The sequence below is a fragment of the Streptomyces violaceus genome (genome assembly GCF_036014075.1).
In the GTDB taxonomy this organism is placed as follows: domain Bacteria; phylum Actinomycetota; class Actinomycetes; order Streptomycetales; family Streptomycetaceae; genus Streptomyces; species Streptomyces violaceus.
On record NZ_CP107911.1, the window covers coordinates 7,645,669 to 7,670,498 of the forward strand.

Below are 24,830 nucleotides of genomic sequence, written 5' to 3' on the forward strand. Positions count from 1 at the left end.
TCAGCCCGATGCCAGGAGGACCGTCCCCACCAGGGCCAGCCCCGCGCCCGCGGCCTGCACAGCCCGCAACCGTTCCCGGAGAACCCCTCGCGCGGCCACGGCGGTCACCACCGGGTAGAGGGAGGCGAGTACGGCGGCGACGGTGACCGGGCCGTGCTGCGCGGCGATCGAGTAGGTGCCGTTCGCGGCGACGTCCGCGAGGCCGACGAAGGCGAGCGCGGGCAGCGAGCGCCACGGAAAGCCGTCTGCCGGGAGGGCCGGCGATCCGCGCCGCACCGACACCAGCAGCGCCAGTCCTCCGGCGGTCACGTTCGTCACCCGCTGCACGAACAGCGCGAGGAACAGCCCCGTGAGCGTGGTCGACGCCTCGGCGATCAGGGCCATCACCGCGCCGAAGCCGAACGCCGCGAGGAGGGTCAGGGCGATGGCCTGGCGCTGCACGGGGGCGCCCCGGAACTGGGGGCCGCCGGCGAGGCAGACACCGGCGACGGCGACCAGGATGCCGACGAACTGGAGCAGGCCGGGGCGCTCGCCCAGCACCAGGCCCACTCCGACCGGCACGGCCACGCCGATCGAGCCCAGCGGTGAGACCACGCCCATCGGGCCCAGCGCGAGCGCCTTGTAGAAGGCGAGCATCGCCACCGGCCCGACGAGTCCGGCCGCCACGGCGAACCACAGCTGCGGCCCCGCCTCGCTCCAGCCGCCGGTCGCCACCACGACCGCACCGAGCACGACCACCGCGATCGACTGCGAGACCACGACCACCGTCAGCGCGGGCGTGCGCCGGGTCAGCAGTCCGCCACCGAAGTCGGCCAGCCCCCACAGCAGGCTGGTGGCCAGGGCGAAGAGCGCTGTCATGGTACGGAGGCCTCGCAGTACAGTTCAGTGAACGATCAGGTCAACCACACCATAGTGCACTCGACTGCACTGTGTCATACAAAATATTGGACGGAATGTGTCGGACCTCGAGCTGCTGACCCAGTCCCTGGCGCGCAGCGTCAAGCACTGGCGCGCGGTGCGCGGCTTCACCCTGGACGTGCTCGCCGCCCGGGCGGGCGTCAGCCGCGGCATGCTCATCCAGATCGAGCAGGCCCGCACCAACCCCAGCCTCGGCACCGTCGTCAAGATCGGCGACGCCCTCGGCGTCAGCATCACCACCCTGCTCGACTACGAGAAGGGCCCGAACGTCCACATCGTCCCGGCAGAGCAGGCCGTACGGCTGTGGCACACCGACGCCGGCAGCTACAACCGGCTGCTCGCGGGCACCGAGGCGCCCGGCCCGCTGGAGATGTGGGACTGGCGGCTCATGCCGGGCGAGAGCAGCCCGTCCGACCCGCACCCCGCCGGCACGACCGAACTGCTCCACGTCACGGCGGGGGAACTGACGCTCACCGTCGACGGAGTGGAGCACCGCGTGCCCGCGGGCTCGAGCGTCCACTTCGAGGCCAACGTCCCGCACACCTACGGCAACACCGGGGACGCGCCCATGGAGATGGTCATGGCCGTCTCGGTGCCGCCCGTGTCCTGAGACGCCCGATGGAGGCGGTCCGCTGTTGTTAGCGTGCGGTCATGCGCGCACCCATCGGACACTTCGACGACGCCCGTCCGGCCCCCGCCTGCCTCGACGAACTCACCGGCCCGGTCGCCGACGCCGTACGCCACTGGCCGGGCAGCGTCCCCGCCGACCAGATCCTGTACGTCGATACCGACCCGCGGTGGGCCGACACCGCCGTCTTCGTGGAGCACTACGGCCGGGACCTGCTGGAGCGGTCCGCGAACTGCGTGGTGGTGACGGGCAAACGCGCCGGCGAGACCACGCTCGCCGCGTGCGTCGTGCTGTCCACCACCCGGGTCGACGTGAACGGCGTCGTGCGCCGTCGGCTCGGCGCCCGCAAGGCCTCGTTCGCCGGTATGGACACGGCGACCGGCGAGACCGGCATGGAGTACGGCGGCATCACCCCGCTCGGACTGCCGGACGGCTGGCCCGTGCTGGTGGACGCGGCCGTCGTCGACCTGCCGTACGTGCTGGTCGGCAGCGGCCGGCGGCGCGGCAAGCTGCTGGTCCCGGGCAAGGCGTTCGCGGAACTGCCGGGGGCCGTGGTGCTGGAGGGGCTCGGGGTCTCCTGACCTACGCCGCCGTGTGGTGGGCCAGTGCCAGGTGCGGGTCGGCCTCGCCCGGGGCCGGTTCCGGGTCGGCGTGGACCAGGGCGGCGGTGAGGCGGGGCACGGCGTGCAGCAGCGCGTGCTCGGCGTCGACGGCGATCCGGTGCGCCTCGCGTACCGTCGCGTCGCCGTCCACCACGACCGCGACCTCGGCGCGCAGCCGGTGCCCGATCCAGCGCAGCCGCAGTTCGCCCACCCCGCACACCCCGGGGACCTCGGTCAGCGCCTGCTCGGCCCGGTCCACCAGGGCCGGGTCGACCGCGTCCATCACCCGCCGGAACACCTCCCGCGCCGCGTCCCGCAGCACCAGCGCGATCGCCGCCGTGATCGCCAACCCCACGATCGGGTCCGCCAGTTGCCATCCCAGGGCCGAGCCGCCGGCACCCAGCAGCACGGCCAGTGAGGTGAAGCCGTCGGTGCGGGCGTGCAGTCCGTCGGCGACCAGCGCGGCCGAGCCGATCGCGCGTCCGACCCGGATGCGGTAGCGGGCCACCCACTCGTTGCCCGCGAACCCGACCAGGGCCGCCACGGCGACCGCCGGGACGTGCTGGACCGGGCGCGGGTCGAGGAGGCGGTCGATCGCGGTCCACCCCGCGAAGGCCGCGGACGCGGCGATCGTCAGCACGATCACGAGACCCGCCAGGTCCTCGGCCCGCCCGTAGCCGTAGGTGAAGCGGCGGGTGGCCGCGCGCCGGCCCAGCACGAAGGCGATGCCGAGCGGCACGGCGGTCAGCGCGTCCGCGGTGTTGTGCACGGTGTCCCCGAGCAGCGCCACCGAGCCGGAGACGGCCACCACGAGCGCCTGGGCCAGGGCCGTCACACCGAGCACCGCGAGCGAGACCCAGAGCGCCCGCATCCCGCGGGCCGAGGACTCCAGGGCGGAGTCGACCTTGTCGGCCGTCTCGTGAGAGTGAGGGGTGAGGAGGTGGGACAGCCGGTGGCGCAGGCTGTGACGGTGATGGTGAGGGTGGGTGTGCTCGTGCCGGTCGCTCACTGGGGTCCCCTTCCGGTGCGCGGGAGTGGACGTGCGCACGCCCACAGGGCCATTATGTGCGTATGAGCGCACGCATGCACCTGTCACCTGCGCACGATGCGCATCCGCGCAGCCCCGGCGAGGAACGGTTCGCGCTCGCCGCCGAACTCCTCGCCCTCCTGGGGGACCGGACCGGCTCGCCCTGCCGCTGAATCAGTACCGCGCGGCCGTCCCCAGATATTGCTCGGCGAAGGCCGCGGCCGCGGCGGGCGAGGTGAACAGGCGGCGCAGCCGGGCGAGCGTGGTGCCCGCACGGAACGGGTCGCCCGCCGCCGTGCCGTGGTACACCTCGGACAGCCACTGCGAGAACTCCTGGTAGTCCCACACGCGCCGCAGACACGCCTGCGCATAGCCGGCCAGACCGCTGTCGTCACCCGTGGTCAGGTGGGCCACCAGGGCGTCACCGAGCAGGAAGGCGTCGTGCAGGGCGAGGTTCATGCCCTTGGCGGCGATGGGGGCGACCAGATGGGCCGCGTCGCCCGCGAGGTGGAGCCGGCCGTGCACCATCGGCTCGACCACGTAGTCGTGCATGTCCAGCACACGCTTCTCGATCAGCCGCCCCTCCGTCAGCGGCGGCACACCGGCGGCCCCGAGGCGCTGCTGGAGCTCCGACCAGACGCGCTCGTGCGGCCAGTTCTCCGGGTCGTCGCCCGGCGGGCACTGGAGGTAGTAGCGGGTCACCTCCGGGCTGCGGGGCATCTGGCCCGCGAAGCCGTTCTCGTGACAGCCGAACAGCACGCAGTCGGCCGACGGCGGGGCCTCGGCGAGCAGTGCCAGCCAGCCGATGCCGTAGTCGTGCCGTGCGACCTTGACCTGTTCCGGCGGCAGCGAGGCCCGCGTCACCCCGCGCGCCCCGTCGCAGCCGGCCACGAAGTCGCAGTGCACCACCCGCTGTTCGCCCGTCTCCGGGCAGGTGTACGACACGGAGGGCCGGTCGGTGTCGAGGTCGTGCAGCTCCACGTCCCGGACCCCGAAGCGGATCTCTCCGCCCCGCATGTCGGCGTACTCGCGCACCAGGTCCGTCACCAGCAACGGCTGCGGGTAGACGAAGTGATGACTGCCCGTCATCTCGCCGTAGTGGAACCGGTATCGCTCCCCGTCGAAGCGGAACTCGCACGCGGTGTGCAGCTCCGCGCGGTCCAGCAGGTTCCGGGCGAGGCCCCGCTTCTCCAGGCCGCGTACGGCCCACTCCTCGATGACCCCGGCCCGGGGCCGCTGTTCGATGAACTCCCGGGTCTCGGTCTCCAGCACCAGGCAGTCCACGGAGGCGGCCCGCAGGATGTTGCCGATGGTCAGCCCGGCGGGTCCGGCGCCCACGACGACGACCGGGAAACGTCGAGGGGAGCCTGCGTCCGCGGGCGGGGAGGCGTGGGTCATGCGCTCATTATGGAGCGGGCCCGCCGGTCGTGACCGTCACCCGAGCCGCGGGATCTCGATCGCCGGGCAGCGGTCCATCACCATCTCCAGGCCCGCGGCCCGGGTGCGGTCGTACGCCGTCTCGTCGATGACGCCGAGCTGGAACCACACCGCCCCGGCGCCCTTCGCGACCGCCTCCTCCGCGACCGCTCCGGCGAGGTCGCTGTTCACGAACACGTCCACGACGTCCACGTCGAAGGGGACGTCCGCCAGACTCGCGTACCCCTGCTCGCCGTGCACGGTCTCCGCCTTGGGGTGCACGGGCACGACGCGCTTGCCGTACCGCTGGAGCACCGCGGCTACGCCGTACGCCGCGCGCTGCCGGTTCGACGACAGGCCCACCACGGCCCAGGTGTCGCCGAGCTCGGTGAGGATCCTGCGGACCGTTGCGTCGTCGCCGTACACCGGCGGCCTCCTCGGGAGTCGCGGAAGAGCTGCTGTCCGGGCAACGACGCAGGGTGCGCGGTCATTCCCCGACGCCCTCCGTGATAGCTTGCCGAGGCCAGTCGAACCCATGTACGTGGGTCAGGGAATCCGGTGCGAATCCGGAACTGACGCGCAGCGGTGAGGGGGACGGGCGGGGCCTCTGCCACTGAACGGCTCGTGTGCCGTACGGGAAGGCGCCTCGCACCGGGTGAACCCGAGTCCGAAGACCTGCTGGCGGCCTCCGCGGCCGGCCGGCGGCGGGGGAGCACCGTACGACCGGGCTCCGCGATCGGGCCCTCGACGCCTGAGGACTGGTTTCCTTGCCCCTCGCCCGACCCGCCCGTGCCGCCGTTCTGCTCGCGGCCTGTTCCCTGCTCCTGACCGGCTGCGGGGGCTCGAAGGCCCCGACGGCCGAGGCGGCCGCCGCACTCGACAACTGCGGCCGGAAGGTCCGAGTCGACAAGGCGCCCCGGCACGCCGTCTCCCTCAACCAGGGCACCACCGAGATCCTGCTCTCCCTCGGCCTCGCCGACCGCATGGCCGGCACGGCCACCTGGACCGACCCCGTGATGAAGGGGCTGGAGAAGGCCAACGCGAAGGTGCCGCGCATCGCCGAGAACAACCCCTCCTTCGAACGGGTCCTGGACTCCGACCCCGATTTCGTCGCCGCGTCCTTCGTCTCCACCCTCGGCACGGGCGGCGTCGCCACCCGCGACCAGTTCGAGAAGCTCGGCGTGCCCACGTACGTCTCCCCGTCCGACTGCGCCGGCAAGGACAACTCGGGGGGCGGCGACGGCAAGCGCGACAAGGCGCTGGGCATTGAGGCCGTCTACGGCGAGGTGCGGGACCTCGCGACCGTGTTCGGAGTGAAGGACCGCGGCGACAAGCTCGTGGCCTCCCTCCAGCAGCGGATGAAGAAGGCCACGCGGGGCGTCGACGCCTCCGGCGTCTCCCTTCTGTACTGGTTCGCCAACTCCGAGTCGCCCTACATGGCCGGCTGCTGCGGGGCGCCCGGCATCATGACCCGTGCCCTCGGCGCGAAGAACGCCTTCGACGACACACACGAGGAGTGGCCGCAGGTCAACTGGGAGACGGTCGCCGACCGCAACCCCGATGTCCTCGTCATCGGCGACCTGACCCGCGACTCGCAGACCGCCGAGTCCGCCGCCAAGAAGATCGCCTTTCTGGAGTCCAACCCGGTCACCAAGAACATGGACGCCGTCAGGCACAAGCGGTACGTGCTGCTCAGCGGGCAGGCCATGAACCCGACGATCCGCACGGTCGAGGGCGTGGAGAAGGTCGCGGCCGGACTGCGTGAGTTCGGGCTCGTGAAGTGACCGTCCGCGGACCGGCGCTCGGTGTCGCGGGCGCCTTGCTGCTGGTGGTCTCCATGGCCCTGGCGATCACCATCGGACCGGCCGACATCCGGGTCGGGGACGTGTGGTCCGTCGTCGCGGCGCACATCGGGCTAGGCAGCTCCGACCTGACGCCGATCCGGGACGGGATCGTCTGGCAGCTGCGGCTGCCGCGCACCCTGCTCGCGGCCGTGTGCGGGGCGGGACTGGCCGTGTGCGGGGCGGTGATGCAGTCGCTGCTGCGCAATCCGCTCGCCGATCCGTTCGTGCTCGGGGTGTCCTCGGGTGCCTCCACGGGCGCGGTCGTCATCGTCGTGCTGGGCGTGGGCGGCGGTGTCGTCCCGGTGTCCGCGGGCGCGTTCCTCGGTGCCCTGGTCTCCTTCGCGCTGGTCCTGCTGCTGAGCCACACCCTCGGCGACACCACCGACCGGGTCGTCCTCGCGGGCGTGGCCGCCATGCAGCTGTTCTCCGCGCTCACCTCCTTCGTCGTGCTGACCGCCGCCGACGCCGAGACGACCCGGGGCGTGCTGTTCTGGCTCCTGGGCTCGCTCGGCGGGGCCGGCTGGACCGACGTGTGGCTGTGCTTCACCGTCCTGGCCGTGGCGCTGGTGGTGTGCCTGTCGTACGTCCGTACCCTCGACGCCTTCGCCTTCGGGCAGGACGCGGCGGCCGCGCTCGGGGTGTCCGTGGCCCGCACCCGCCTGGTGCTGCTGTGCGTCACCGCCCTGCTCACGGCCGCGCTGGTCAGCTCGGCCGGGGCGATCGGCTTCGTCGGGCTGGTCCTGCCGCACGCCGCCCGGGCCCTGACCGGACCCGGGCACGCCCGGCTGCTGCCGGTCACCGCCCTCGCCGGTGCGGTGTTCCTGGTCTGGGTCGACACCCTGGCCCGTACGGTCCTGGATCCGCAGGAGGTGCCGGTGGGGGTCGTGACCTCGCTGATCGGGGTGCCGGCGTTCGTGGCGGTGCTCTACCGGACGCGGAGGGTGCGGTGACCGAGACACACGCCCGTGAGACGCAAGCGCCGGTGCGGGCCGGGATCCGGGCCGACCGGGTCAGCCGTCGTGCCGACGGGCGTCTCATCCTCGACGGGGTCGTCCTCGCGCCCGAACCCGGCTCCACCGTCGGCGTCCTCGGTCCCAACGGCTCCGGCAAGTCCACGCTGCTGCGGCTGCTGGCCGGGCTGCTCACGCCGACCGCCGGAGTCGTCACCCTCGACGGCACCCCGCTGGGCGACCTGCCCCGCCGTACCGTCGCCCGCCGCCTCGCCATGGTCGAGCAACAGGCCGACACACAGGTCGAGTTGACGGTTGTGGACGTCGTACGGCTGGGCCGCGTCCCGCACCGCCGCGCCTGGACACCCGCCTCTGCGGACGATGAGCGGGCGATACGCGCCGCCCTGGAGCGCACCGGCCTCGCCGCCCGTGCCGGCCAGCCCTGGCACACCCTCTCGGGCGGCGAACGCCAGCGGGTGCAGATCGCCCGCGCGCTCGCGCAGGAACCCCGGGAACTCCTCCTGGACGAGCCGACCAACCACCTCGACATCCACCACCAACTGGATCTGCTCGGCCTGGTCACCGGCCTGCCGGTCACCACCGTCGTCGCGCTGCACGACCTGAACCTCGCGGCGATGTACTGCGACCGGGTCGTCGTCCTGTGCGGGGGGACGGTCGTGGCGGGCGGTGCTCCGGGCGACGTCCTCACCGAAGAGCTCATCGCGGAGGTGTACGGGGTGCGGGCCGCCGTCAGCCGCGAAGGGCCCGAACAGCGGCCCCACGTTCGTTTCCTGGGCACGTTGGCCTGAGACCTGCCGACCCTGGTCCCTTGCACGCCATTGGTGGGGTGCTTCCCGCCACGGTGGCCTGAAAATGCCGAACATGCCTGCGTGTGCCCGCCCACCCGCCTACGCTCGCCTCGTGCTGCGCATCATCGACGCCCGTAGCGGCGAGCCGGTCGACGCCGCCCCGGCCCGCCGGGGCCTGACCCGTGTCGAGGTGCACGCGCCCGGCTTCGACATGACGAGCCTGCGGGTGCTGCTCGTCGCGGACCTGCTCGTCCGGGCCCTGGAGTTCGGCGGCACACCGGTGTGGGCGCTGCTGACCGGCGGGCGACAGCAAGCGGAGCTGCGCGCGAGCGCCGCGGCGCTCGGCATCCGGCCCTTCGAGGACAGCCCCGACGTGAGCGCGGGGCTGGGCGAGGCCCAGGTCATCCATGTCGCGGTCGAGGGCGGCGCGGCGACTGACGGCGTGCGGATCGATGTCGCCCCCGCACATTCCGAAGACTTGGACACGCGGGACGACATCGACCCCGGTGTCCTGCGTCTCGCCCTGCTCGCCCGGCATCACAGGGCCCCCGCCCGGCTGGAGGCGGCGGCGTTCGAGGAGGCCCGGGTCACCCTCGCCCGGTGGCGCGGCGCGGTCGCCGGTTGGGCCCGGCTGCCCTCGCGGCCCGTCCCCGACGAGGTGCGCCGACGGTTGCGCGACGCCTGGGAGGACGACCTGGACCTGCCCCGGGTACTGGACGTCCTGCACCATGTCGAGACCGAGCCGGAGCTGCCCGACGGCGCGCGCTTCGAGACGTACGCGTACGCCGACCGGCTCCTCGGCCTCGACCTCACCCACGACCTGGGATCCCCGTCATGATCGAGCGCGCCGGAGCCGGCCCACTGCGGCGCCTGGTCGTCCTGCGGCACGCCAAGTCCGCCTGGCCCGTGGACGTCGCCGACCACGAACGCCCCCTCGCCCCGCGCGGCCGCCGGGACGCCCCCGCGGCCGGGCGCGCGCTGGCCGAGGCCGACTGGCTGCCGGACCTCGCGTTGTGCTCCACGGCCGTTCGCGCGCGCGGGACCTGGGACCTGGCCGCCGGCCAGTGGGGCACGCCCCCGCCGGTCCGCCACGACCGGCGACTGTACGCAGCGGGTCCCTCCGGCCTGCTCGCCGTCGTGCACGAGGTACCGGCAGAGGTGGAGACACTGCTGCTGATCGGGCACAACCCCGGCCTGGAGGAACTGGTCCTGGCGCTCGCCGCCGACGGGCTCGACGACACCCTGGAGCGGGTCGGTACGAAGTCCCCACCTCGGCTATCGCCGTTCTGTCCTGGCGCGGCACGACCTGGCGGTCCCTCACCCCCGGCACCGCGCTGCTCACGTCCGTGATCGTGCCCCGGGGCGCGAAGAAGTAGCCGCGGACCGGTCCGGCCCGCTCCCGGGCGCCCGCATAGGCTGGCCGGATGCAGGACGAATACCGCACGGTCGCCCGCGCGGGCGTGCACGAGACCGAGGTCAACCGCTCCCGCTTCCTGTGCGCCCTCGCCCCGGCGGCCACCGAGCAGGAGGCCCAGGACTTCATCGCCACGGTCCGCAAGGAGCACGCCGCCGCCAGCCACAACTGCTGGGCCTATGTCATCGGCGCCGACGCCTCGGTCCAGAAGGCGAGCGACGACGGCGAACCCGGCGGCACCGCCGGCGTCCCCATGCTCCAGATGCTGCTGCGCCGCGACATGCGGTACGTCGTCGCCGTCGTCACCCGCTATTACGGCGGCGTCAAGCTCGGCGCCGGCGGCCTCATCCGGGCGTACGGCGGAGCGGTCGGCGAGGCCCTGGACGCGCTCGGCTCGCGCACTCGCCGCAGGTTTCGCCTGGCCACCGTCACCGTGGACCACCAGCGGGCGGGCAAGCTGGAGAACGACCTGCGCACCACCGGCCGCGAGGTACGGGACGTGCGCTACGGCGAGGCGGTCACGATCGAACTCGCCCTCCCGGACGCCGATGTGGACGCCTTCCGGTCCTGGCTCGCCGACACGACCGCCGGGACGGCCGGGTTCGAACCGGGCGGGGAGGCGTACGGCGACGCCTGACGCGCGGTCACCACCGAGGCCGTTGCGCACCAGCCCGCGCCGCGCCTTCTCGGCCGGACCGGCCGAGAAGGCGCGGCGTCGGACGCCGGCCGCCTGCCGCGGACGGAGGTCAGCGGTCCGTATCGGCGCCGGTGGCCGTGTCCGGGCGTACGGCGGATCGGCCGGCCGGGCCCTGGACGCCTTCGGCATGCGCACCCGCCGCGGGTCGCGCGCCGGCGGGGACGCGGCCCAGCCGTACGGCGAGCAGCGCGGTGCCGACGGCGAGGGCCGCGAGGACGTACGCGGTGAGGTGGAAGGCCTCCGCGAAGTCGGCCATGCCGGTGTCGGGACCCGGCGCCTGTGGATTGGTACCCAGGAAGCCGCGGTACAGGGCCCCGATGACCGCTACACCGAAGGCCATGCCCGCCTGGGTGACGGTGTTCAGCACACCCGATCCGGCGCCGGCGTCGTCCGGGTGGACCCGGGAGAGGACGGTGTCCACCAAGGGGGCGACGACCAGACCCTGCCCGAATCCGGAGACCCCCATCACCGCGGCGAGCCCGACCGCCTGGCTGGTGCCGTCCAGGCCGGTGACGGCGGGTACGGCCGCGAGCGAGACCGCCATGACGAGGCCGCCCGCCACCGACACCCCGATGCCGAACCGGGCGGCGAGCCTGCGGCAGGCCGCCGAGGCCACGATGAAGCCGAGGCCGAGCGGTACGAAGACCATGCTCGCGGCCAGCGGCGTCAGCCGGAGGCCCGACTGGAGGTGGTACGTGAGGACCAGGAACAGCCCGGCGTTGCCGGAGAAGAACAGCAGCACGGTGCCCATGCTCAGCGGGAAGCCCTTGGCCCGCAGCAGCCGGCTCGGCAGCAGCGGGTCGTTGCCCCGGTCCTCCGTCCGGCGCTCCCAGCGCAGGAACGCCACGGCGCCGGCCGCGCCGAGAGCGAAGCAGCCGTACGTCCACCAGGGCCAGCCGTGCTCACCGCCGAGGATCAGCGGGATGAGCACGAGCGGCAGCAGCACGGCGGTGAAGACGGCGCCGATGATGTCGAGCCGCGGCAGATCGGCGCTGCGGCTCTCGGTGACGGCGGGCACGGCCGCGCACAGGATCGCCGCGCCGATCGGCACGTTGATCAGGAAGATCATGCGCCAGCCCAGACCGGCGACGTCGAGGTCGAGCAGCAGGCCGCCGCCGACGAGGCCGGCGATGACGCCCGCGCCGATGGAGGCACCGTAGGCCCCGACCGCTCGGGCCCGGTCGCGCTCGTGCACGAAGACGGCCCGGATGAGGGAGAGCACCTGCGGTGTCATCACCGCGGCCGACAGGCCCTGGAGCACCCGGGCGGCGATCAGGGTGCCCGGGCTGGGCGCGAGCGCGCACAGCAGGGAGGTCAGGGTGAAGGTGGCCACCCCGTACTGGAAGGTGCGTTTGCGGCCGATCCGGTCGCCGAGCCGGCCGCCGGTTACCATGCCCGCTGCGTAGGCGATCACGTAACCGTCGATGACGAACTGGAGCTGGCCGAACCCGGCGTTCAGGTCCGCCTGGATCCCCGGAGCCGCGACGTTCACGATGAACATGTCGATCTGGCTCATGAACATCGCGAGCAGGACCACGGTGAGTCCCGCCCAGTCCCGCCCGGTGGCCCGGGGAGGGCCGGTCGCGGTGGCGGCCCCGGCCTCTGCCCCGGCCTTCGGACTCGCTTTCCGTGTCTGCGTGCGCATATCACCACTCGGTTTCGAAGGGTGCGCCGAAGCGCGCATGTTTAGTGCTAAATTCAGATCTAAATGTAGCAGGTCAGTGTGGAGGGTGAGCTCATGAGGGCATCAGAGGAAAGCGATCGCCGGCCGGCGGGAGAAGACCCGGCGGACGCCATCGCGGCTGCCTGGAGCCGAGAGCGGCCCCAGACCCCGGTGGGTTCCATCGGCGTGGTCACGAGGATCTGGCAGCTCGCCAAGCACTTCGGCGACGACCGCCGGAGGGTGCTCGCCGAGGCGGGGGTCGACCCGGCCACCCTGGACCTGCTCAGCGTGCTGCGCCGCAGCGGGAAGCCCTACACCATGAGCACCCGGGACCTGGCGGTGCACTCCCTGGTCACCGCGGGGGCCATCTCGCAGCGGGTCGCGCGCGCCGAGCGCGACGACCTGGTCACCCGCCGCCCCGCCCCCGGCCGCAGCCGCGCCGTCCTGGTCGAACTGACTCCGGCGGGCCACGAGCTGGTCGAGCGCACCGTGGACCGGGTGCTCGCCCGGGAGACACAGCTCCTGGAACGCCTGGGCCCGCGGCGCGAAGAGCTTGCCGAACTGCTGCGTGAACTGCTCGACGATGTGCAGGATCAGCTCAACGTGCAGGGTGTTTCCCATGTGGGGCACGAGGGCCTGGACGGCTGAGCCCGGCTGCCCCGGCCGGGAACATCGCCCTGTTCCCGGCCGGGACCGGCTCAGTAGCCGTAGGCGCTCGGCGCGTTCTGGCCGCCGTCCACCGGGATGTTCGCGCCGTTGACGCCCCGTGCCCGGTCCGAGAGCAGGAAGGCGATCACCTCGGCGACCTCCCGCGGATCGACCAGCCGGCCACCGGGGAACTCCTTCTCGAACGCGCGGTAGGCCCGCGGGTCCTCGTCCCGGAGCCTGGCCCAGCCCTTGCCCTCGATCAGCATCGAGCCGGGCGACACGCAGTTGACCCGGACCCCTCGCGGCCCCAGCTCACGGGCGAGGGAGGAGGCCATGTGGATCTGCGCGGCCTTCGCCGCCGCGTACTGGGCGGGCGGGGCGGGCTTCCAGCCGGAGACGGAGGAGACCAGCACGGCGCTGCCCCCTGTCCCGGCCAGGTGGTCGGCGGCCTCGCGCAGGGCGATCGCCGGATGGGTGACGTTCAGCCGGCACGTCAGGTCCCAGTCGGACGGCTCCGTGCCGCGCAGGTCCGTGCCGCGCGCTCCGCCCGCGACGGTCACGAGGCCGTGCACCCGGCCGAGCCGGGCGGCCGACTCCCGTACGAACGCCGCGAGGGCGGACTCGTCGAGCACGTCCAGCCGCTCCGTGTGGAGGGTGCGCCCGTGCCGGGCGCGCACCTCCTCGGCCACCGCCTCCAGCGAGGCGGCGTCGCGACCGCACACGGCGAGATCGCATCCCTGGGCGGCGAGCCGGAGCGTGGTCTCCCGCCCGAGCCCCCGGCTGCCGCCGGTCACGATCACCGCCCTTCCGGAGGCTCCGGGGCGGCCCACCTCCCGTGCGCCGCCCGCGACGTCCGTGTCGTCCACGCCGTTCATCCTCCTCTCCATGCGCTGTCGGCCCCGTCCGTGTGGCCCGTTCGTTCCCGCGACCGGCCCCGCGACAGGTCAGCCCGTCCTCGCCGGGTCCCGCACGATGTACGCCGAGAGGATCTCGTCGATGCGGTCCAGCACAGCCGGTTCCAGGCGCACGCCGGAGGCCGCGGCGTTCTCCTTGACCTGCTCGGGACGGCTCGCGCCGATGATGGCCGCGGAGACGGAGGGGTTCTGGAGGACCCAGGCGACCGCGAGCTGACTCATCGTCAGTCCGAGGTCCGCGGCGACCGGCCCCAGCTCCTGGACGGCCCGCAGCGCCCCCTCGTCGTTCATCCAGTGGCCGACCAGCATGTCGACGAAGCCCTTGCCGGCCTCGGCGCTCGCCCGGGAACCCGCGGGTGCCGCGGCGCCGGGCAGGTACTTGCCGCTCAGGATGCCCTGGGCCAGGGGCGACCAGACGACCTGGCCGAGTCCCTCCCGCTCGCAGGCGGGCACGACCTGTGACTCGATGACCCGCCACAGCATGGAGTACTGCGGCTGGCTGGCCACCAGCGGGACGCGCAGTTCCCTGGCGAGGCCGGCGGCGCGGCTGATCTGCTCGGCGGTCCACTCGCTCACGCCGATGTAGAGGACCTTGCCGGAGCGGACCAGGTCCGCGAAGGCCAGCATGGTCTCCTCGAGCGGAACGTCCGGGTCGTAGCGGTGCGCGTAGTAGAGGTCGACGTAGTCGGTGCCGAGCCGCCGCAGCGACCCCTCGCAGCCCTCGACGACGTGCTTGCGGGACAGACCGCGGTCGTTGGGGCCGGGCCCCACCGGGTGGCACACCTTGGTGGCGAGCACGAGCCCCTCGCGTCGCTGACCGGCGAGCGCCTTGCCGAGCACGGTCTCGGCGCGGGTCTCGGAATACACGTCGGCCGTGTCGAACGTGGTGATGCCCGCGTCGAGCGCGGCGCGCACGCAGGCGTGCGCCGCCTCCTCGTCGACCTGGGCACCGTGGGTGATCCAGTTGCCGTAGGCGATCTCGCTGATCACGAGGCCGCTGTGGCCGAGCCGGCGGAACTCCATGTGCTGTCCCCTTCTCTGGTCTCTGCTTCTTCTCTCGGGTTCGGGTGCCGCCGGCACGTCCCGGCGGCGCGCGTGCGGGCGCGGTGGCGCGCCGCCTCACAGCAGTTCCGCCGTGCGGGCCACCACCTCGCCGGCCTGGTGCGGACTCAGCCGCGGGTCACAGGCCGACTCGTAGCGGGGCAGGGGCGTGGGCGAGGCCAGCTCCGCCGCCGTGCCGACGCACTCGGTGACGGGGCCGTGGGCCGTCTCCAGCATCAGGCCGGCCGGACGCAGGCCGTGTGCGTGCAGGGCCGACACGAAGCCCTCGATCTCCGCCACGACGTCGCCGACCACGCGGCTCTTCTGCCCGGCGCCGTTGACCCGGGTGTTGCCGTGCATCGGGTCGCAGATCCAGGCCACGCCGGCGGCCTCGTCACCGAGCGCCCCCAGCAGGGAGGTCAGCTTCGGGACGATGTGGTCCCGGCCCATGCGCACGATCAGGGAGAGCCTGCCGGGACGGCGCGGATCGCCGAGCATCCGCACCAGCGTGCGGACGTCCTCGAGCGAGGCCTTGGGACCGATCTTGACGCCGACCGGATTGCTGACCGACGCCGCGAACTGCACGTGCTGGTGGTCGGGTTGACGGGTCCGGTCGCCGATCCACAGGAAGTGGCCGGAGGAGCCGTAGCGGCCCCCGTCCGCGTCGGGGCGCACCAGGGCCTGCTCGTACTCCAGGAGCAGCGCCTCGTGTCCCGCGTACGTGCGCTGGGACGCCGTCCGCCCGGCCAGGCCCATGTCCCGTTCGAGCAGGGTGCTCAGGGTCGTACCGGCGCTGCGGTGGGCCAGCAGCAGCCGGGACGGCAGCGCGGTGCGCGCCGCCGGGCTGGGCTCGGGGGCGTTGACGGCGTCCCCGCGGTAGACGGGCAGCACGGTCCCGTCGGGCAGGGTCTCGGTCGGGCTGGAGCGCGGCTTGGCGTACTGCCCGGCGATCCGCCCCATCCGGACGGCGGGAAGACCACTGGCGTCGGTGAACTCGTCGGCCAGCCGGTGCAGTTCGTCCGTCTTGGCGAGGACGGTCTCGGGGTTGGCGTCGGCGAACCGCTCGGCGCACTCTCCGGCCTGCAGCACGAAGGCCTCGCCGCGGGCTGCCCGCCCGAGTTCGGCGGTGAGGTCGGCGCAGGCGGTGGCGTCCACCAAGGGTGGCTTGGCCTCCAGGGAGTGCAGGACGTCCTTGAGTTCGTCGAGCGAGGCCCATTCGGGCTGCTGCAGGGCACGGGCCGGCAACAGCAGGCGCGTGGCGGTCATGGTTTTCCTCCAAGGTTGTGGGCGTCACACCGCCGCGGCGTGACGGGCGTCCGCGTGGGTGGCGTCGGGGCCCGGGTCGGGATCGGTGACGGCGAGCGGCAGGAAACGGGCCCGGGCCCGCCCGGCCGCCCGGGGTGCGGTGGGCCGCCGTCATACGGGAGTGCTCGGCGGACGTCGGTTCCAGTGGGGCGGTGCTGCGGTCCAGCAGGTCACGCACCCGGGTGTCGGGCGATCGGCTGTCATCGGATGGGCGGGGGAGGGGCATGACTGCCTTCCGTCGTCCTCGTGGTGCGGTCGGAGGTGCGGGCCCGCCGCCTCAGCTCGGCCGGAAGCCGAGCGGGCCGACCGCCTCCTCCAGCAGTCCGGCCAGCCGCATCAGCAGCGGCTCGTGGTCGCGGCGGGCGATGAACTGGACGCACAGCGGCGCGCCGCGCTCGTCCCGGGCGACCGGCATGGTGAGCGCGGGCAGCCCGGCGAAGCTGGCGAGCGGTGTGTAGGCCACACGCAGGTCGTAGTCGGGGTCTTCGGGGGACGGGATGGTCGACACCCGGGCGTCGGCGGCGGCCAGGTCCGGGGGAGCGGCCGGGTCCAGGGGCAGCAGCCAGGCATCCACGCCCGCGGCGTCGAAGTCGCCCTCGACCGTGGCGCGGGTGTGCGCCAGGCGCTCCTGGATCCAGGCGTAGCGCTCGTCAGAGACCTTGGCACCCACCTCCAGCGCGCCTCGCGTGGTCTCGTGCAGGTCGGCGGGCACCCAGGGCCGCCACACCTGGTAGGCGTCCCAGGCCTGCCGCGCGCACAGCTCCCAGGCGGGTCCGCGCAGCGCCCACAGATCGTCGGCCCGCACCGGGCCGACCTTCTGACCGATCGCCTCCAGATGCCCGCAGGCCGTCTCCAGCGCGCCGCGCATGACGGGCCCGCAGGTGCCCTCGGGCCCTTCGGTGTTCGAGACGACGCCGATCCGGAAGGGACGCTCGCCGGCCGGGCGCTGCGCTCCGAGCCGGTCGAGTCCGAGCAGCGGCCACAGGTACGCGAGGTCCGCCGCGCTGCGGGTGACCCAACCGAGGGCGTCCATGGGCGGGGAGAGCGGGAACACCCCCTCCAGCAGGGAGGCGCGCTGCGTCATCCGCAGTCCCACCGTTCCGCACTGCCCGGCGGGCCAGCGCACCGAGCCCAGCACGTCCGTGCCGAGGCCGAGGTCGCAGATGCCGGCGGCCACCGACACGGCGGTACCGGTACTGGAGCCGCCCGGGTCGATGTGCGGAACGTAGGGGTTGACGCACTCCGATCCCACCCCGATGTTCAGCTCGGTGGTGACGACCTTGGCGGTCACGGCCGCGAGTCCGGGCGGCAGGGCGGCGATCGCCGGGTTCGAGACCCGGGCGTGGTGGCGGTGGCCGCGCAGGCCCAGCCGGGTGGGGAAGCCGGCCACGTCCACGGTGTCCTTCACCCCCACGCGCACCGGTGCCGCGTCCGCGCCGAGCGGGGCGCGCTGGACGGTCGCCCGGTAGCGGGCATCCGCCCGGTCCGACCAGTCGGCCTCCGCGGTGCGCCACTCCTCGGCGGTCAGCGTGCCCCGGGTGCGGGCCGTCACCCTCTTGGGCAACGGCAGCGCCATCGGTGCGCCGGGCCGCGGCGCCTCGGGCGCGGCGTTCCAGCGCGCCTTGTGCGCGTAGTCGGTGATCGCGTCCTGCGGTGTGGGGGCGTCAGACATGCTCGGCCTCCTGGGCGGGGCGTGCGGTGGCGGTGAGTTCGGCGGTGAGGACCTTGCCGGTGGCGCTGCGGGGGATACGGGGAACGCGGTGCACGGCGCGCGGCGCGGGCAGCCCCGAGGGGAGCCGGCCCAGCCGCCGGCGCAGGTCCGCCGGCTCGACCGGTTCGGGCCCGGCGTAGAACACCTCGTAGTGCTCTCCCCGGACCGGGTCGCTGACCGGCGCGCAGACGAGGTCGAGGCCGGGGCAGCAGGCGCGGGCCGTGTCCTCCACGTGGGCCAGGTCGCAGCGCACTCCGTTCACCTTGACCAGCCGGGACGCCCGCCCCACATGGTGGAAGGTGCGCGGGGTCACCGGCGCGACGAGATCGGGCAACTCCCATTCGTCCGGGGGCGCTTCGGTGCCGGTACGGCGGGCCAGCCGAGGACTGGTGACCCTCAGGCGCTGGACCTCTCCGTCGCCGTCCGCGATGCGGCCGGGCAGCACCTCCACGTCGGGCAGCAGGCGCCAGGGCAGGCCGGCCGTGTGCGCTCCGGCGACGGGGCGGTGGGCGACGGCCCCGGTCTCGGTGGAGCCGAGCAGCTCGTGCGCCCGGAAGCCGGTGTCCGCGAGGCGTTCGGCGACCTGGTGGGCCGCCGGTGTGGCCGGGCCGGTGCTGTGCAGGGCCGTCACGCGGCCGTGCCGTGCCAGGGCCGCCGTGTGCCGGGCGAGCAGCTGCCAGGTGGAGGGCAGACAGACCAGCAGAGTGGGAACGCCGTCGTCGAGCGGCGGCACGGTGAGCGGCTCGTCCCACAGTCCGGTCACCGGGACGTCCTCGAGCCGGGGCAGCTCCCGCCCGTACAGCCGGCCGTAGAGGTGGCCGGGAGGCGCGTACGACACGATGCGGCCGAACCGGGCGGAACCCAGCACCACCTCGTGCACCAGTGCCGCCTCGGCGTGTAACTGGGCCTCGGTGCGCAGCCAGGTCACCGGCGGGCCGGTGCTGCCGGAGGTGGCGAAGGCGATGTCCGGCACGGTCAGCTCCCGAGCCCGAGGGCCGCCGTGTCCTCCAGGCGCTCGTGGGTGAAGCGCACCATCCGTTCCACGCTGGAGAACCAGAAGCGGACGTCGTCGGCGACGAAGTCCACCTCGATCCCGAACTCGCTCTCGATGGCGGAGATGCACTCCATGGCGGTGAGGCTGTCGTAGCGCTCACCGAGTGCCGTCTGGAGTTCGGCGTCGGAGGGCACATCGGTGAAGGCGTCGCCGATGCGGGTGGCCAGGACGGTACGGGTCCGGTCGTGGATCTCTTCGAGGGAGGGGAGGGTCGTGGTCATGGTCGTACTCCTCGCTGGTGGTACATGGGGAACATGGGTGGTGAGGCGGGGCGCCCGTGCGGTCAGACAGCGGCGGGCGCAGTGGGACCCACGTCGGTGCCGTCGGCCCGGCGGAGCCCTTCGCCGGCGCCGAGATAGACGTCGGAGGGCGAGGTCGGCCGGAACTCCAGGTAGCAGAAGGGGGTCCGGGCGTCGGCGCCGAGCGCCTCGGTGACGCAACGGGCGAGCCCGTCGCGGAAGGCGTCGTCGCGGTCGGGGCCCACACAGCACGTCACCGAGGCGTGGCGCGGGCCGGAGCCGTCGGCGTCCCCGTCGTGCGGCAGGGCCTCGACCGGCATCCCGCCGGAGAAGACGGTGCTCTCCTCGGCCGGTTCAAAACGCACGACGACGTGACCGGCCTGGACGCCCTGGGCGGTGAGCCAGCGGGTGAGGCGCAGCGCGACGGCGCGACGGCGGGGTACGGGGAGTTCGGGGGTACGGATGGTGATCGTGGGCACGAGGTCTCCCGTTCGGTTCAGGACAGGGCGAGGGCGGGCAGCGCGCCCGGGTCCGCGGCCAGGCGCCGGGCCAGCAGGGTGCCGAGACAGTCGGCGAGCGGCCCTCCGCCGCCGGGTGCCAGCGGACTCCACGCGGTACCGTCGGCGCCGCGCACCCGGTCGGTGAACGCCAAGACGTGCGCGGTGTCGAGGGCGAGTCCGGCCCGGTCGGCCGCCAGCGCCGCCTCGTAGGTGGACAGCAGGTCGGGGACCCGGTTGCCCTCGCCCGCGTAGCCGCCGCCGCGTACGCGATGGCGGGCGAGCAGGACGCCGACGGCCTCGCGGGCCTCGTCGGGCGGGGCGAGGCCGGGGCCGAGGAGCAGCCGGACGCGCTGGGCCTGAAGGGCCGGGCGCAGGCCCGGCTCGGCGCCCGGCACGTTGCCGTGCGCGAACGGCTCACCCTCGGCGGTGCGGCAGGAGTCGACGAAGGCGAGGACGCCGGCGAGGTCGAGGCCGAGCCCGTCCGGTCCGCCGAGCAGGGCCGCCGTCTCCACCGCGGCGGCCGTGGACACCAGGTCGGACCCGCGCCCTTCCCAGTAGCCGAACCCGCCGTCGGCGTTCTGGAGTCCGGCCAGCCAGTCGGCGATCCGGTGCCGGGCCGCCCGGTCCTCGGCGAACGCTCCGGCCGCGAGGGCCCACAGGGTGCAGCGCACCTCGCTACCCCGGCCCGGCATGTACATCACGCCGCCCTCGTTGGGCAGTTGGCAGCCCTCCAGCCAGCGCACCTCGTCCGGGCGCGGGGCCGCGGGGCCGGCGGAGAGCACGGCGGCGGCCGTGGACAGGGCGTCCGCCGCGACCCGGGGTTCCCGGTAGGTGTAGCCGCCCCCGGGGCAGCCCAGTTCGGCGATACGGGCGGTGACGGCGTCGGCGACGGGGGCGAGCGGCGCGCCGAGCGCCTTGAGCGTGCCCACGGCGCAGAAGGAGGCCCACACGTCCTCGACGTCGTACCCGTCCCAGCGGACGAAGGCGCCGGAGGGACCGCGCCGGCCCATGACCCACTCCTGGCAGCCGCCGGGATCACGCGGAGCCCGGCCGAGCGCCGCGAGCGCGCCCACGGCCCGGTACGTGGCCCACAGGCAGGGCACCTCGGCGGCGGGCGCGAACCGGAAGCCGCCCTCCTCGCCCTGGCGGTCGCGCAGCCAGTCGGCGAGCGCCTCCACGTCCCACGGCGGTGCTCCCGAGGCGCCGTTGTCCGTGGCGGCCCGCCAGGCCATCACCCCGTAGTAGCAGGCCCGTACGTCGGCCTTGCCGCGCCGGGCGTCCTCGGGGGACCAGCTCAGTCCGCCCTCGGCGCACTGGAGCCGGCTCAGCCAGTCCAGCAGCCGGGTGCGGTCGGGCACCGGGCCGCCGCACAGCTCGACGGCCGTGCGGGCGGAGAAGTGGGTGGCCCACACGTCCGGGGCCTGCCCCGGGAGCATCGCGTAGGCGTCGCCGGACCAGGTGCGCTCCAGCCAGCCGGCGGTGGCCTCGGTGCCGGCCACCGCGCGGCCCATGTCGCGCAGCGCCTGGGTGCAGTAGAAGGTGGCCCAGGCGTCGGAGAGCATGCCCCGGCTCCAGGCGTAACCGCCGTCGGCGTTGCGCCGGCCGCTCAGGTAGGCGGCCGTGCCGTCCGGGTCGGTGATCGTGTCCGCGCGGTCCAGCCAGCCCAGTGTCCGCACGGCGGCGTAGGTGCACCACAGGTCGGGTTCACCGCCGGACACACCCCGGCCCTGCGGCGCGCGGGGGGCGGTCGTCGTCACGCTGGCGGTCATCGCGCGACCTCCACTTCCCGGATGTTGGACCGCTTCCAGCTCTTCTGCGAGGCGCCGCTCTTGGTGTTGGCGGGCAGGGAGTTGACGAACACCACCCCGTCCCAGCGCAGCCCCAGCAGTTCCTCGGACCTGGCCTGGACGCGCCGGCACTCCTCCGGCTCGCCGTCCCGCCCGGCGCCGATGCCGCGCTCCAGGAGCAGCCGGGCGTAGCTGCCCTCGCTGTCCACCTCCAGCAGGTAGCCGGTCGCGTCGGTGACGCCGTAGACGACCTCCTCGACCGCACGGACCGACAGCGGCGTGCCGCGCACGCGCAGGCCGTCGCTCGAGCGCCCGTGGACGGTGATCCCGGGCGCCGCGCTGCCGCACGGGCAGTCCGATTCGACGGACACCTCGTCGCCGGTGTCGAGCCGCAGCAGCGGCCTGGCGTGCGCGTTGAGCGGGGTGACGACGAGCCGTCCCCGCTCGTGCCCGCCCCGGTCGTGCAGCGGGACGACGCCCTCGGGCGTGGCGAGCTCGAAGTAGGTGGCGGCCGGCAGCAGGTGCTGGCGGCCGTGCGCGCAGGCGGCGGCCAGCGTGCCGGTCTCCGTGCTGCCGTAACTGGCGTCGTAGACATCGGCGTTCCACCACCGGCCCAGCCGGGCGCGGAAGGGAGCGGTGTTGACCTCGCCGAGCAGCATCAGCCGCTCGACCGAGGAGTTGAGCTCGTCCAGCTGCCCGCGCTGCGCCAGCAGCCGGGTGAACTGGAGGGCCACGCCCGGGGCGACGAACACCGTGGTGGGGCGGTAGGTCCGCCACATCGACTCCAGCCGGTCCCAGTCGGAGATGCCCGTGGCGAACGGATAGGCCCGGATGTGCGCGTGGTCGAGGTACTCGCAGACCCCGGCGACCAGATCCGCCACCGGCACGATGTCGGACGGCAGCAGGATCACCGCGCGCTCGTCGGAGCCGAGCAGCGGGCGCCACGCCTCGGCCACCGAGACGGTGTTCCAGATGGTGTCCTCGGCCCGGCGCGGGGTGGGCGTGGGCTGCCCCGTGGTGCCGGTGGTCTCGTAGTACTTCGAGGCCTCGGTCGGCGATACGGCCGCGAAGTCCAGGGGCCGCGCCTTGAGTGACTCACGCGGCGTCACGGGCAGGTCCCGGAAACGGTCGAGGGAGAACTCCCCGATATCGTCGCGGCCCTCACCTGCGCCGTAAGCCCTTGTTCCGCGCGCGCGTTCCCAAGCCGCGGAGAGCTTTCCTGAGTAGAAGTACTCGGACGGGATGCGGCCTTGATTCTCCCTTATCTCGGCCTGTGCCTCACGAAGTATTGTCTGGCGTTTGTCGGTGTGCAGGATCACACGAACCTCGCTCAATTATCGCTTGTCGCCTGCGCACAGCCAGGAAGAAGGAAGGGCTGTACGCGCCCGTGACGTCGGTCTCGACGGGCCGCCCTGCGAGGGCCGGGAAGCCACAGCTCAGGGCGTGGCGCAGGGGCCAGGAGCCCGACCCACAGCGAACGTATAGCACTAAAGGTGAGCCGTGCAACCGCCTCCGGGGGGCTCAACTCGCCATATGCGACTGAAAATCGACGGCCTCGGTCACGCCGTAAAGCGCCTACTACTCAGTACGTTGCCCGAGTTGGTTTTCCGGCCTAGTCTCGACGAGCGTCGAGGGGAAAACGGCGTCATTTTTAAGCTGCGGTTAATCGAGCCCGAACAGCGGGTTTCGTGCCCTGTTGGAGCGCATACCGCACGCCGTTTTACCCGACAGTCCGCAACCCTCATCCGAATCCGGTTGGAGCTTTCTCATGTGCGGAATCGCAGGCTGGGCCGACGTAGGACCCGACCTCACACGGGAGGTGGACGGCGTCGAGCGGATGGTGCGGACCATGGCCTGCCGAGGGCCGGACGCCGCCGGAATCCACGTCGGCACGCACGCCGTCCTCGGACATCGCCGGCTGGCGATCATCGACCTGGAAGGCGGCAGGCAGCCCATGGCGGCGCCCCCCGAGCCGGTCCGGCCCGCCGGGGAGAGTCCGGCCGTCGTGCTCAGTTACAGCGGCGAGGTGTACAACTTCCGCGAACTCCGGGAGGAACTCCGTGGGTTCGGTCACACCTTCCGCACCCGCTCGGACACCGAAGTCGTCCTGCACGCCTACCTCCAGTGGGGCGAGGACTTCGTCAGGCGCCTCAACGGCATGTTCGCCTTCGCGCTGTGGGACGACCGCGACCGGCGTCTCCTCCTGGTGCGTGACCGTCTCGGCATCAAGCCCCTGTACGTCGCACGGCTCGGGGGCGGTGTCCTGTTCGGCTCCGAGCCGAAGGCGATCCTCGCCCACCCGGGCTTCCGCGCCCGGCTCGACAGCCAGGGACTCGCCGACCTCCTCGGCCTGATGAAGTCGCCGGGCGTCACCCCCTACCGCGACATCGAGGAAGTGCCGCCGGGCTGCGTCGCCGTCTACGACCACGAGGGGCTGCGGACCGAGAGGTACTGGAGTCTGGGGCGGCAGCCGCACGAGGACGACTTCGGCACCGCGGCGGACACCGTGCGGGCCCTGCTGGAGGACACCGTGTCCCGCCAGCTGGTCACCGACGTACCGCTGTGCACCCTGCTCTCCGGCGGACTGGACTCCACGGTGCTCACCGCGCTGGCCGCCCGGGTGCAGGCCCGCGCCGGCGAACCGCCCGTGCGTTCCTTCGCGGTGGACTTCACCGGCAGCGAAGCCGACTTCAGGGCCAGCGACTTCCGGCCGGAGCGCGACTCCCCCTACGCCCTCGAAGCCGCACGGCACATCGGCACCGACCACCGGCTCATCGAGCTCTCCGCCGACGAGCTCACCCGGGACGCCAACCGCGACGCCGTCCTGCGCGCCCATGACCTGCCGTACACCTTCGGCGATGTGGACACCTCACTGCACCTGCTGTTCCGGGGGATACGCGAGCACTCCACCGTCGCCCTGTCCGGCGAGTCGGCCGACGAGGTCTTCGGCGGCTACGCGTGGTTCCACGACCCGGCCGTCATCGAGGCGGCGGCATTCCCCTGGCTCAGCCGTATGCAGCTGATCACACCCGAACTGCTCTCCCCGGCCTTCCGGGCGGCCACCCGCTTCGAGCAGTACCGCGCGGACCGCTACCAGGAGGCCCTCGGGGAGGTCGAACACCTGCCCGGCGACTCCCCGCCGGAACGCCGCATGCGTGAGATCAGCCACCTGCACCTCACCCGCTGGCTGCCCGCCCTGCTCGACCGCAAGGACCGGCTCAGCATGGCCGCCGGTCTGGAGGTCCGCGTGCCCTTCTGCGACCACCGGCTCGTCGAGTACGTGCACAACACGCCCTGGGACCTCAAGACACCCGACGGCGACCCCAAGGGCCTCCTCAAGCGGGCCACCCGGGACATCGTGCCCAGGTCCGTCCTGGAGCGGCGCAAGAGCCCCTACCCGACCACCGCCGACCGGCTCTACGAGAAGGACCTGCGGGCCCGGACCCAGGCGCTGCTCGCCGACCGCTCCTCTCCCGCCTTCGACATCGTCGACGCCGCCGGGCTCGGCCGCATGCTCGACCTCCCCCAGGGGCACTTCGACACGCAGCTGCGCCGCAACGGGCTGGAGACCGCCCTGTACCTCGACCGGTGGATGCGCGAGTACGACATCGCGCCGGAATGACCGCATCCCGGCACAGGAGCGCATATTTCCGCTGAATCGAC

The 24,830-nt window shown here is 73.3% G+C and carries 23 protein-coding genes, 2 pseudogenes and 1 riboswitch; of the genes and pseudogenes, 11 read left to right on the plus strand and 14 right to left on the minus strand.

All coding sequences use genetic code 11. The annotated features are described in order from the left end of the window. Positions 1-858, minus strand: coding sequence for a DMT family transporter (locus OG542_RS34470; RefSeq protein WP_261680780.1), 858 nt, complete (start codon positions 856-858; stop codon positions 1-3). A gap of 97 nt (positions 859-955) precedes the next feature. On the opposite strand from OG542_RS34470, the gene OG542_RS34475 reads away from it, so the two are divergent. Together OG542_RS34475 and OG542_RS34480 are read left to right on the plus strand one after the other, a co-directional pair. Beyond that, positions 956-1,528, plus strand: coding sequence for an XRE family transcriptional regulator (locus OG542_RS34475; protein ID WP_311130189.1), 573 nt, complete (start codon positions 956-958; stop codon positions 1,526-1,528). A gap of 41 nt (positions 1,529-1,569) precedes the next feature. Continuing rightward, positions 1,570-2,127: a YbaK/EbsC family protein gene (locus OG542_RS34480; protein WP_328415974.1), complete on the plus strand. Its 558-nt coding sequence runs from the start codon at positions 1,570-1,572 to the stop codon at positions 2,125-2,127. A gap of 1 nt (position 2,128) precedes the next feature. Here OG542_RS34480 and OG542_RS34485 read toward each other — a convergent pair whose 3' ends face one another. Beyond that, the gene (locus OG542_RS34485) at positions 2,129-3,157 is read right to left on the minus strand and encodes a cation diffusion facilitator family transporter (protein ID WP_328415976.1); all 1,029 of its coding nucleotides are present in this window, start codon (positions 3,155-3,157) and stop codon (positions 2,129-2,131) included. 62 nt (positions 3,158-3,219) lie between these two features. Here OG542_RS34485 and OG542_RS34490 point away from each other — a divergent pair. After that, positions 3,220-3,330 (plus strand): annotated as a pseudogene (locus OG542_RS34490) (transcriptional regulator); the annotation flags it as partial. 19 nt (positions 3,331-3,349) lie between these two features. Here the strand turns inward: OG542_RS34490 and OG542_RS34495 are convergent. Both OG542_RS34495 and OG542_RS34500 read right to left on the minus strand, forming a co-directional pair. Beyond that, positions 3,350-4,573: a 4-hydroxybenzoate 3-monooxygenase gene (locus OG542_RS34495; protein ID WP_328415978.1), complete on the minus strand. Its 1,224-nt coding sequence runs from the start codon at positions 4,571-4,573 to the stop codon at positions 3,350-3,352. A gap of 36 nt (positions 4,574-4,609) precedes the next feature. Then, on the minus strand, positions 4,610-5,017 hold the full coding sequence (locus tag OG542_RS34500; RefSeq protein ID WP_311130185.1) for a CoA-binding protein: 408 nt from the start codon (positions 5,015-5,017) through the stop codon (positions 4,610-4,612). 81 nt (positions 5,018-5,098) lie between these two features. Then, positions 5,099-5,288, plus strand: a riboswitch (cobalamin riboswitch). Positions 5,289-5,358: 70 nt separating this feature from the next. On the opposite strand from OG542_RS34500, the gene OG542_RS34505 reads away from it, so the two are divergent. The 6 genes and pseudogenes from OG542_RS34505 (at position 5,359) to OG542_RS34530 (ending at position 10,245) form a co-directional block, all read left to right on the plus strand. Beyond that, positions 5,359-6,375 carry an ABC transporter substrate-binding protein gene (locus OG542_RS34505; RefSeq protein ID WP_328415981.1) on the plus strand — a complete coding sequence of 339 codons (1,017 nt, stop codon included), beginning with the start codon at positions 5,359-5,361 and terminating at the stop codon, positions 6,373-6,375. Next, positions 6,372-7,385: a FecCD family ABC transporter permease gene (locus tag OG542_RS34510; RefSeq protein WP_328415983.1), complete on the plus strand. Its 1,014-nt coding sequence runs from the start codon at positions 6,372-6,374 to the stop codon at positions 7,383-7,385. Before OG542_RS34505 ends, OG542_RS34510 begins: the two co-directional genes overlap by 4 nt. Beyond that, the gene (locus OG542_RS34515; RefSeq protein WP_328415985.1) at positions 7,382-8,194 is read left to right on the plus strand and encodes an ABC transporter ATP-binding protein; all 813 of its coding nucleotides are present in this window, start codon (positions 7,382-7,384) and stop codon (positions 8,192-8,194) included. Before OG542_RS34510 ends, OG542_RS34515 begins: the two co-directional genes overlap by 4 nt. A 73-nt stretch (positions 8,195-8,267) precedes the next feature. Then, positions 8,268-9,032 carry a hypothetical protein gene (locus OG542_RS34520; RefSeq protein ID WP_328415988.1) on the plus strand — a complete coding sequence of 255 codons (765 nt, stop codon included), beginning with the start codon at positions 8,268-8,270 and terminating at the stop codon, positions 9,030-9,032. Further along, positions 9,029-9,570: pseudogene (locus OG542_RS34525) on the plus strand (SixA phosphatase family protein). Before OG542_RS34520 ends, OG542_RS34525 begins: the two are co-directional and overlap by 4 nt. A gap of 48 nt (positions 9,571-9,618) precedes the next feature. After that, positions 9,619-10,245 carry a YigZ family protein gene (locus tag OG542_RS34530; RefSeq protein ID WP_328415990.1) on the plus strand — a complete coding sequence of 209 codons (627 nt, stop codon included), beginning with the start codon at positions 9,619-9,621 and terminating at the stop codon, positions 10,243-10,245. A gap of 109 nt (positions 10,246-10,354) precedes the next feature. Here OG542_RS34530 and OG542_RS34535 read toward each other — a convergent pair whose 3' ends face one another. Beyond that, positions 10,355-11,950, minus strand: coding sequence for an MFS transporter (locus OG542_RS34535; RefSeq protein WP_328415992.1), 1,596 nt, complete (start codon positions 11,948-11,950; stop codon positions 10,355-10,357). A gap of 93 nt (positions 11,951-12,043) precedes the next feature. On the opposite strand from OG542_RS34535, the gene OG542_RS34540 reads away from it, so the two are divergent. After that, positions 12,044-12,616 carry a MarR family winged helix-turn-helix transcriptional regulator gene (locus OG542_RS34540; protein WP_328415994.1) on the plus strand — a complete coding sequence of 191 codons (573 nt, stop codon included), beginning with the start codon at positions 12,044-12,046 and terminating at the stop codon, positions 12,614-12,616. 50 nt (positions 12,617-12,666) lie between these two features. Here OG542_RS34540 and OG542_RS34545 read toward each other — a convergent pair whose 3' ends face one another. From OG542_RS34545 to OG542_RS34585, 9 genes are all read right to left on the minus strand, one after another. Next, positions 12,667-13,491 carry an SDR family NAD(P)-dependent oxidoreductase gene (locus tag OG542_RS34545; protein WP_311130177.1) on the minus strand — a complete coding sequence of 275 codons (825 nt, stop codon included), beginning with the start codon at positions 13,489-13,491 and terminating at the stop codon, positions 12,667-12,669. 69 nt (positions 13,492-13,560) lie between these two features. Beyond that, the gene (locus OG542_RS34550; protein ID WP_328415996.1) at positions 13,561-14,553 is read right to left on the minus strand and encodes an aldo/keto reductase family protein; all 993 of its coding nucleotides are present in this window, start codon (positions 14,551-14,553) and stop codon (positions 13,561-13,563) included. 96 nt (positions 14,554-14,649) lie between these two features. Next, the gene (locus OG542_RS34555; RefSeq protein ID WP_193482131.1) at positions 14,650-15,837 is read right to left on the minus strand and encodes a 3-deoxy-7-phosphoheptulonate synthase; all 1,188 of its coding nucleotides are present in this window, start codon (positions 15,835-15,837) and stop codon (positions 14,650-14,652) included. 316 nt (positions 15,838-16,153) lie between these two features. Next, positions 16,154-17,548, minus strand: a complete 1,395-nt coding sequence (locus OG542_RS34560) for an amidase (RefSeq protein ID WP_328415999.1) — start codon at positions 17,546-17,548, stop codon at positions 16,154-16,156. Then, positions 17,541-18,560: a class I adenylate-forming enzyme family protein gene (locus OG542_RS34565; RefSeq protein WP_328416001.1), complete on the minus strand. Its 1,020-nt coding sequence runs from the start codon at positions 18,558-18,560 to the stop codon at positions 17,541-17,543. The genes OG542_RS34560 and OG542_RS34565 overlap by 8 nt, the downstream gene beginning before the upstream one ends. A gap of 2 nt (positions 18,561-18,562) precedes the next feature. Beyond that, the gene (locus tag OG542_RS34570; RefSeq protein ID WP_328416003.1) at positions 18,563-18,862 is read right to left on the minus strand and encodes an acyl carrier protein; all 300 of its coding nucleotides are present in this window, start codon (positions 18,860-18,862) and stop codon (positions 18,563-18,565) included. A gap of 62 nt (positions 18,863-18,924) precedes the next feature. Beyond that, a complete protein-coding gene (locus tag OG542_RS34575; protein ID WP_328416005.1) occupies positions 18,925-19,359 on the minus strand; it encodes a hypothetical protein in 435 nt (144 codons plus the stop codon). Positions 19,360-19,376: 17 nt separating this feature from the next. Further along, the gene (locus OG542_RS34580) at positions 19,377-21,149 is read right to left on the minus strand and encodes a prenyltransferase/squalene oxidase repeat-containing protein (protein ID WP_328416007.1); all 1,773 of its coding nucleotides are present in this window, start codon (positions 21,147-21,149) and stop codon (positions 19,377-19,379) included. Then, positions 21,146-22,501: a phenylacetate--CoA ligase family protein gene (locus OG542_RS34585; RefSeq protein WP_328416009.1), complete on the minus strand. Its 1,356-nt coding sequence runs from the start codon at positions 22,499-22,501 to the stop codon at positions 21,146-21,148. Before OG542_RS34585 ends, OG542_RS34580 begins: the two co-directional genes overlap by 4 nt. Before the next feature lie 434 nt (positions 22,502-22,935). Here OG542_RS34585 and asnB point away from each other — a divergent pair, with 434 nt between their 5' ends. Then, positions 22,936-24,789, plus strand: a complete 1,854-nt coding sequence (gene asnB, locus OG542_RS34590) for an asparagine synthase (glutamine-hydrolyzing) (RefSeq protein ID WP_328416011.1) — start codon at positions 22,936-22,938, stop codon at positions 24,787-24,789. The last annotated feature ends 41 nt before the right edge of the window (positions 24,790-24,830 follow it).

Bases quoted from the DNA above. Each gene is read 5' to 3' on its own strand.
- OG542_RS34545 (WP_311130177.1), bottom strand. From the start codon at position 13,491: ATGAACGGCGTGGACGACACGGACGTCGCGGGCGGCGCACGGGAGGTG.
- OG542_RS34570 (WP_328416003.1), bottom strand. From the start codon at position 18,862: ATGACCACGACCCTCCCCTCCCTCGAAGAGATCCACGACCGGACCCGT.
- OG542_RS34580 (WP_328416007.1), bottom strand. From the start codon at position 21,149: ATGACCGCCAGCGTGACGACGACCGCCCCCCGCGCGCCGCAGGGCCGG.
- OG542_RS34480 (WP_328415974.1), top strand. From the start codon at position 1,570: ATGCGCGCACCCATCGGACACTTCGACGACGCCCGTCCGGCCCCCGCC.
- asnB (WP_328416011.1), top strand. From the start codon at position 22,936: ATGTGCGGAATCGCAGGCTGGGCCGACGTAGGACCCGACCTCACACGG.
- OG542_RS34530 (WP_328415990.1), top strand. From the start codon at position 9,619: ATGCAGGACGAATACCGCACGGTCGCCCGCGCGGGCGTGCACGAGACC.
- OG542_RS34535 (WP_328415992.1), bottom strand. From the start codon at position 11,950: ATGCGCACGCAGACACGGAAAGCGAGTCCGAAGGCCGGGGCAGAGGCC.
- OG542_RS34560 (WP_328415999.1), bottom strand. From the start codon at position 17,548: ATGTCTGACGCCCCCACACCGCAGGACGCGATCACCGACTACGCGCAC.
- OG542_RS34520 (WP_328415988.1), top strand. From the start codon at position 8,268: ATGCCTGCGTGTGCCCGCCCACCCGCCTACGCTCGCCTCGTGCTGCGC.
- OG542_RS34550 (WP_328415996.1), bottom strand. From the start codon at position 14,553: ATGGAGTTCCGCCGGCTCGGCCACAGCGGCCTCGTGATCAGCGAGATC.
- OG542_RS34555 (WP_193482131.1), bottom strand. From the start codon at position 15,837: ATGACCGCCACGCGCCTGCTGTTGCCGGCCCGTGCCCTGCAGCAGCCC.
- OG542_RS34495 (WP_328415978.1), bottom strand. From the start codon at position 4,573: ATGACCCACGCCTCCCCGCCCGCGGACGCAGGCTCCCCTCGACGTTTC.
- OG542_RS34540 (WP_328415994.1), top strand. From the start codon at position 12,044: ATGAGGGCATCAGAGGAAAGCGATCGCCGGCCGGCGGGAGAAGACCCG.
- OG542_RS34470 (WP_261680780.1), bottom strand. From the start codon at position 858: ATGACAGCGCTCTTCGCCCTGGCCACCAGCCTGCTGTGGGGGCTGGCC.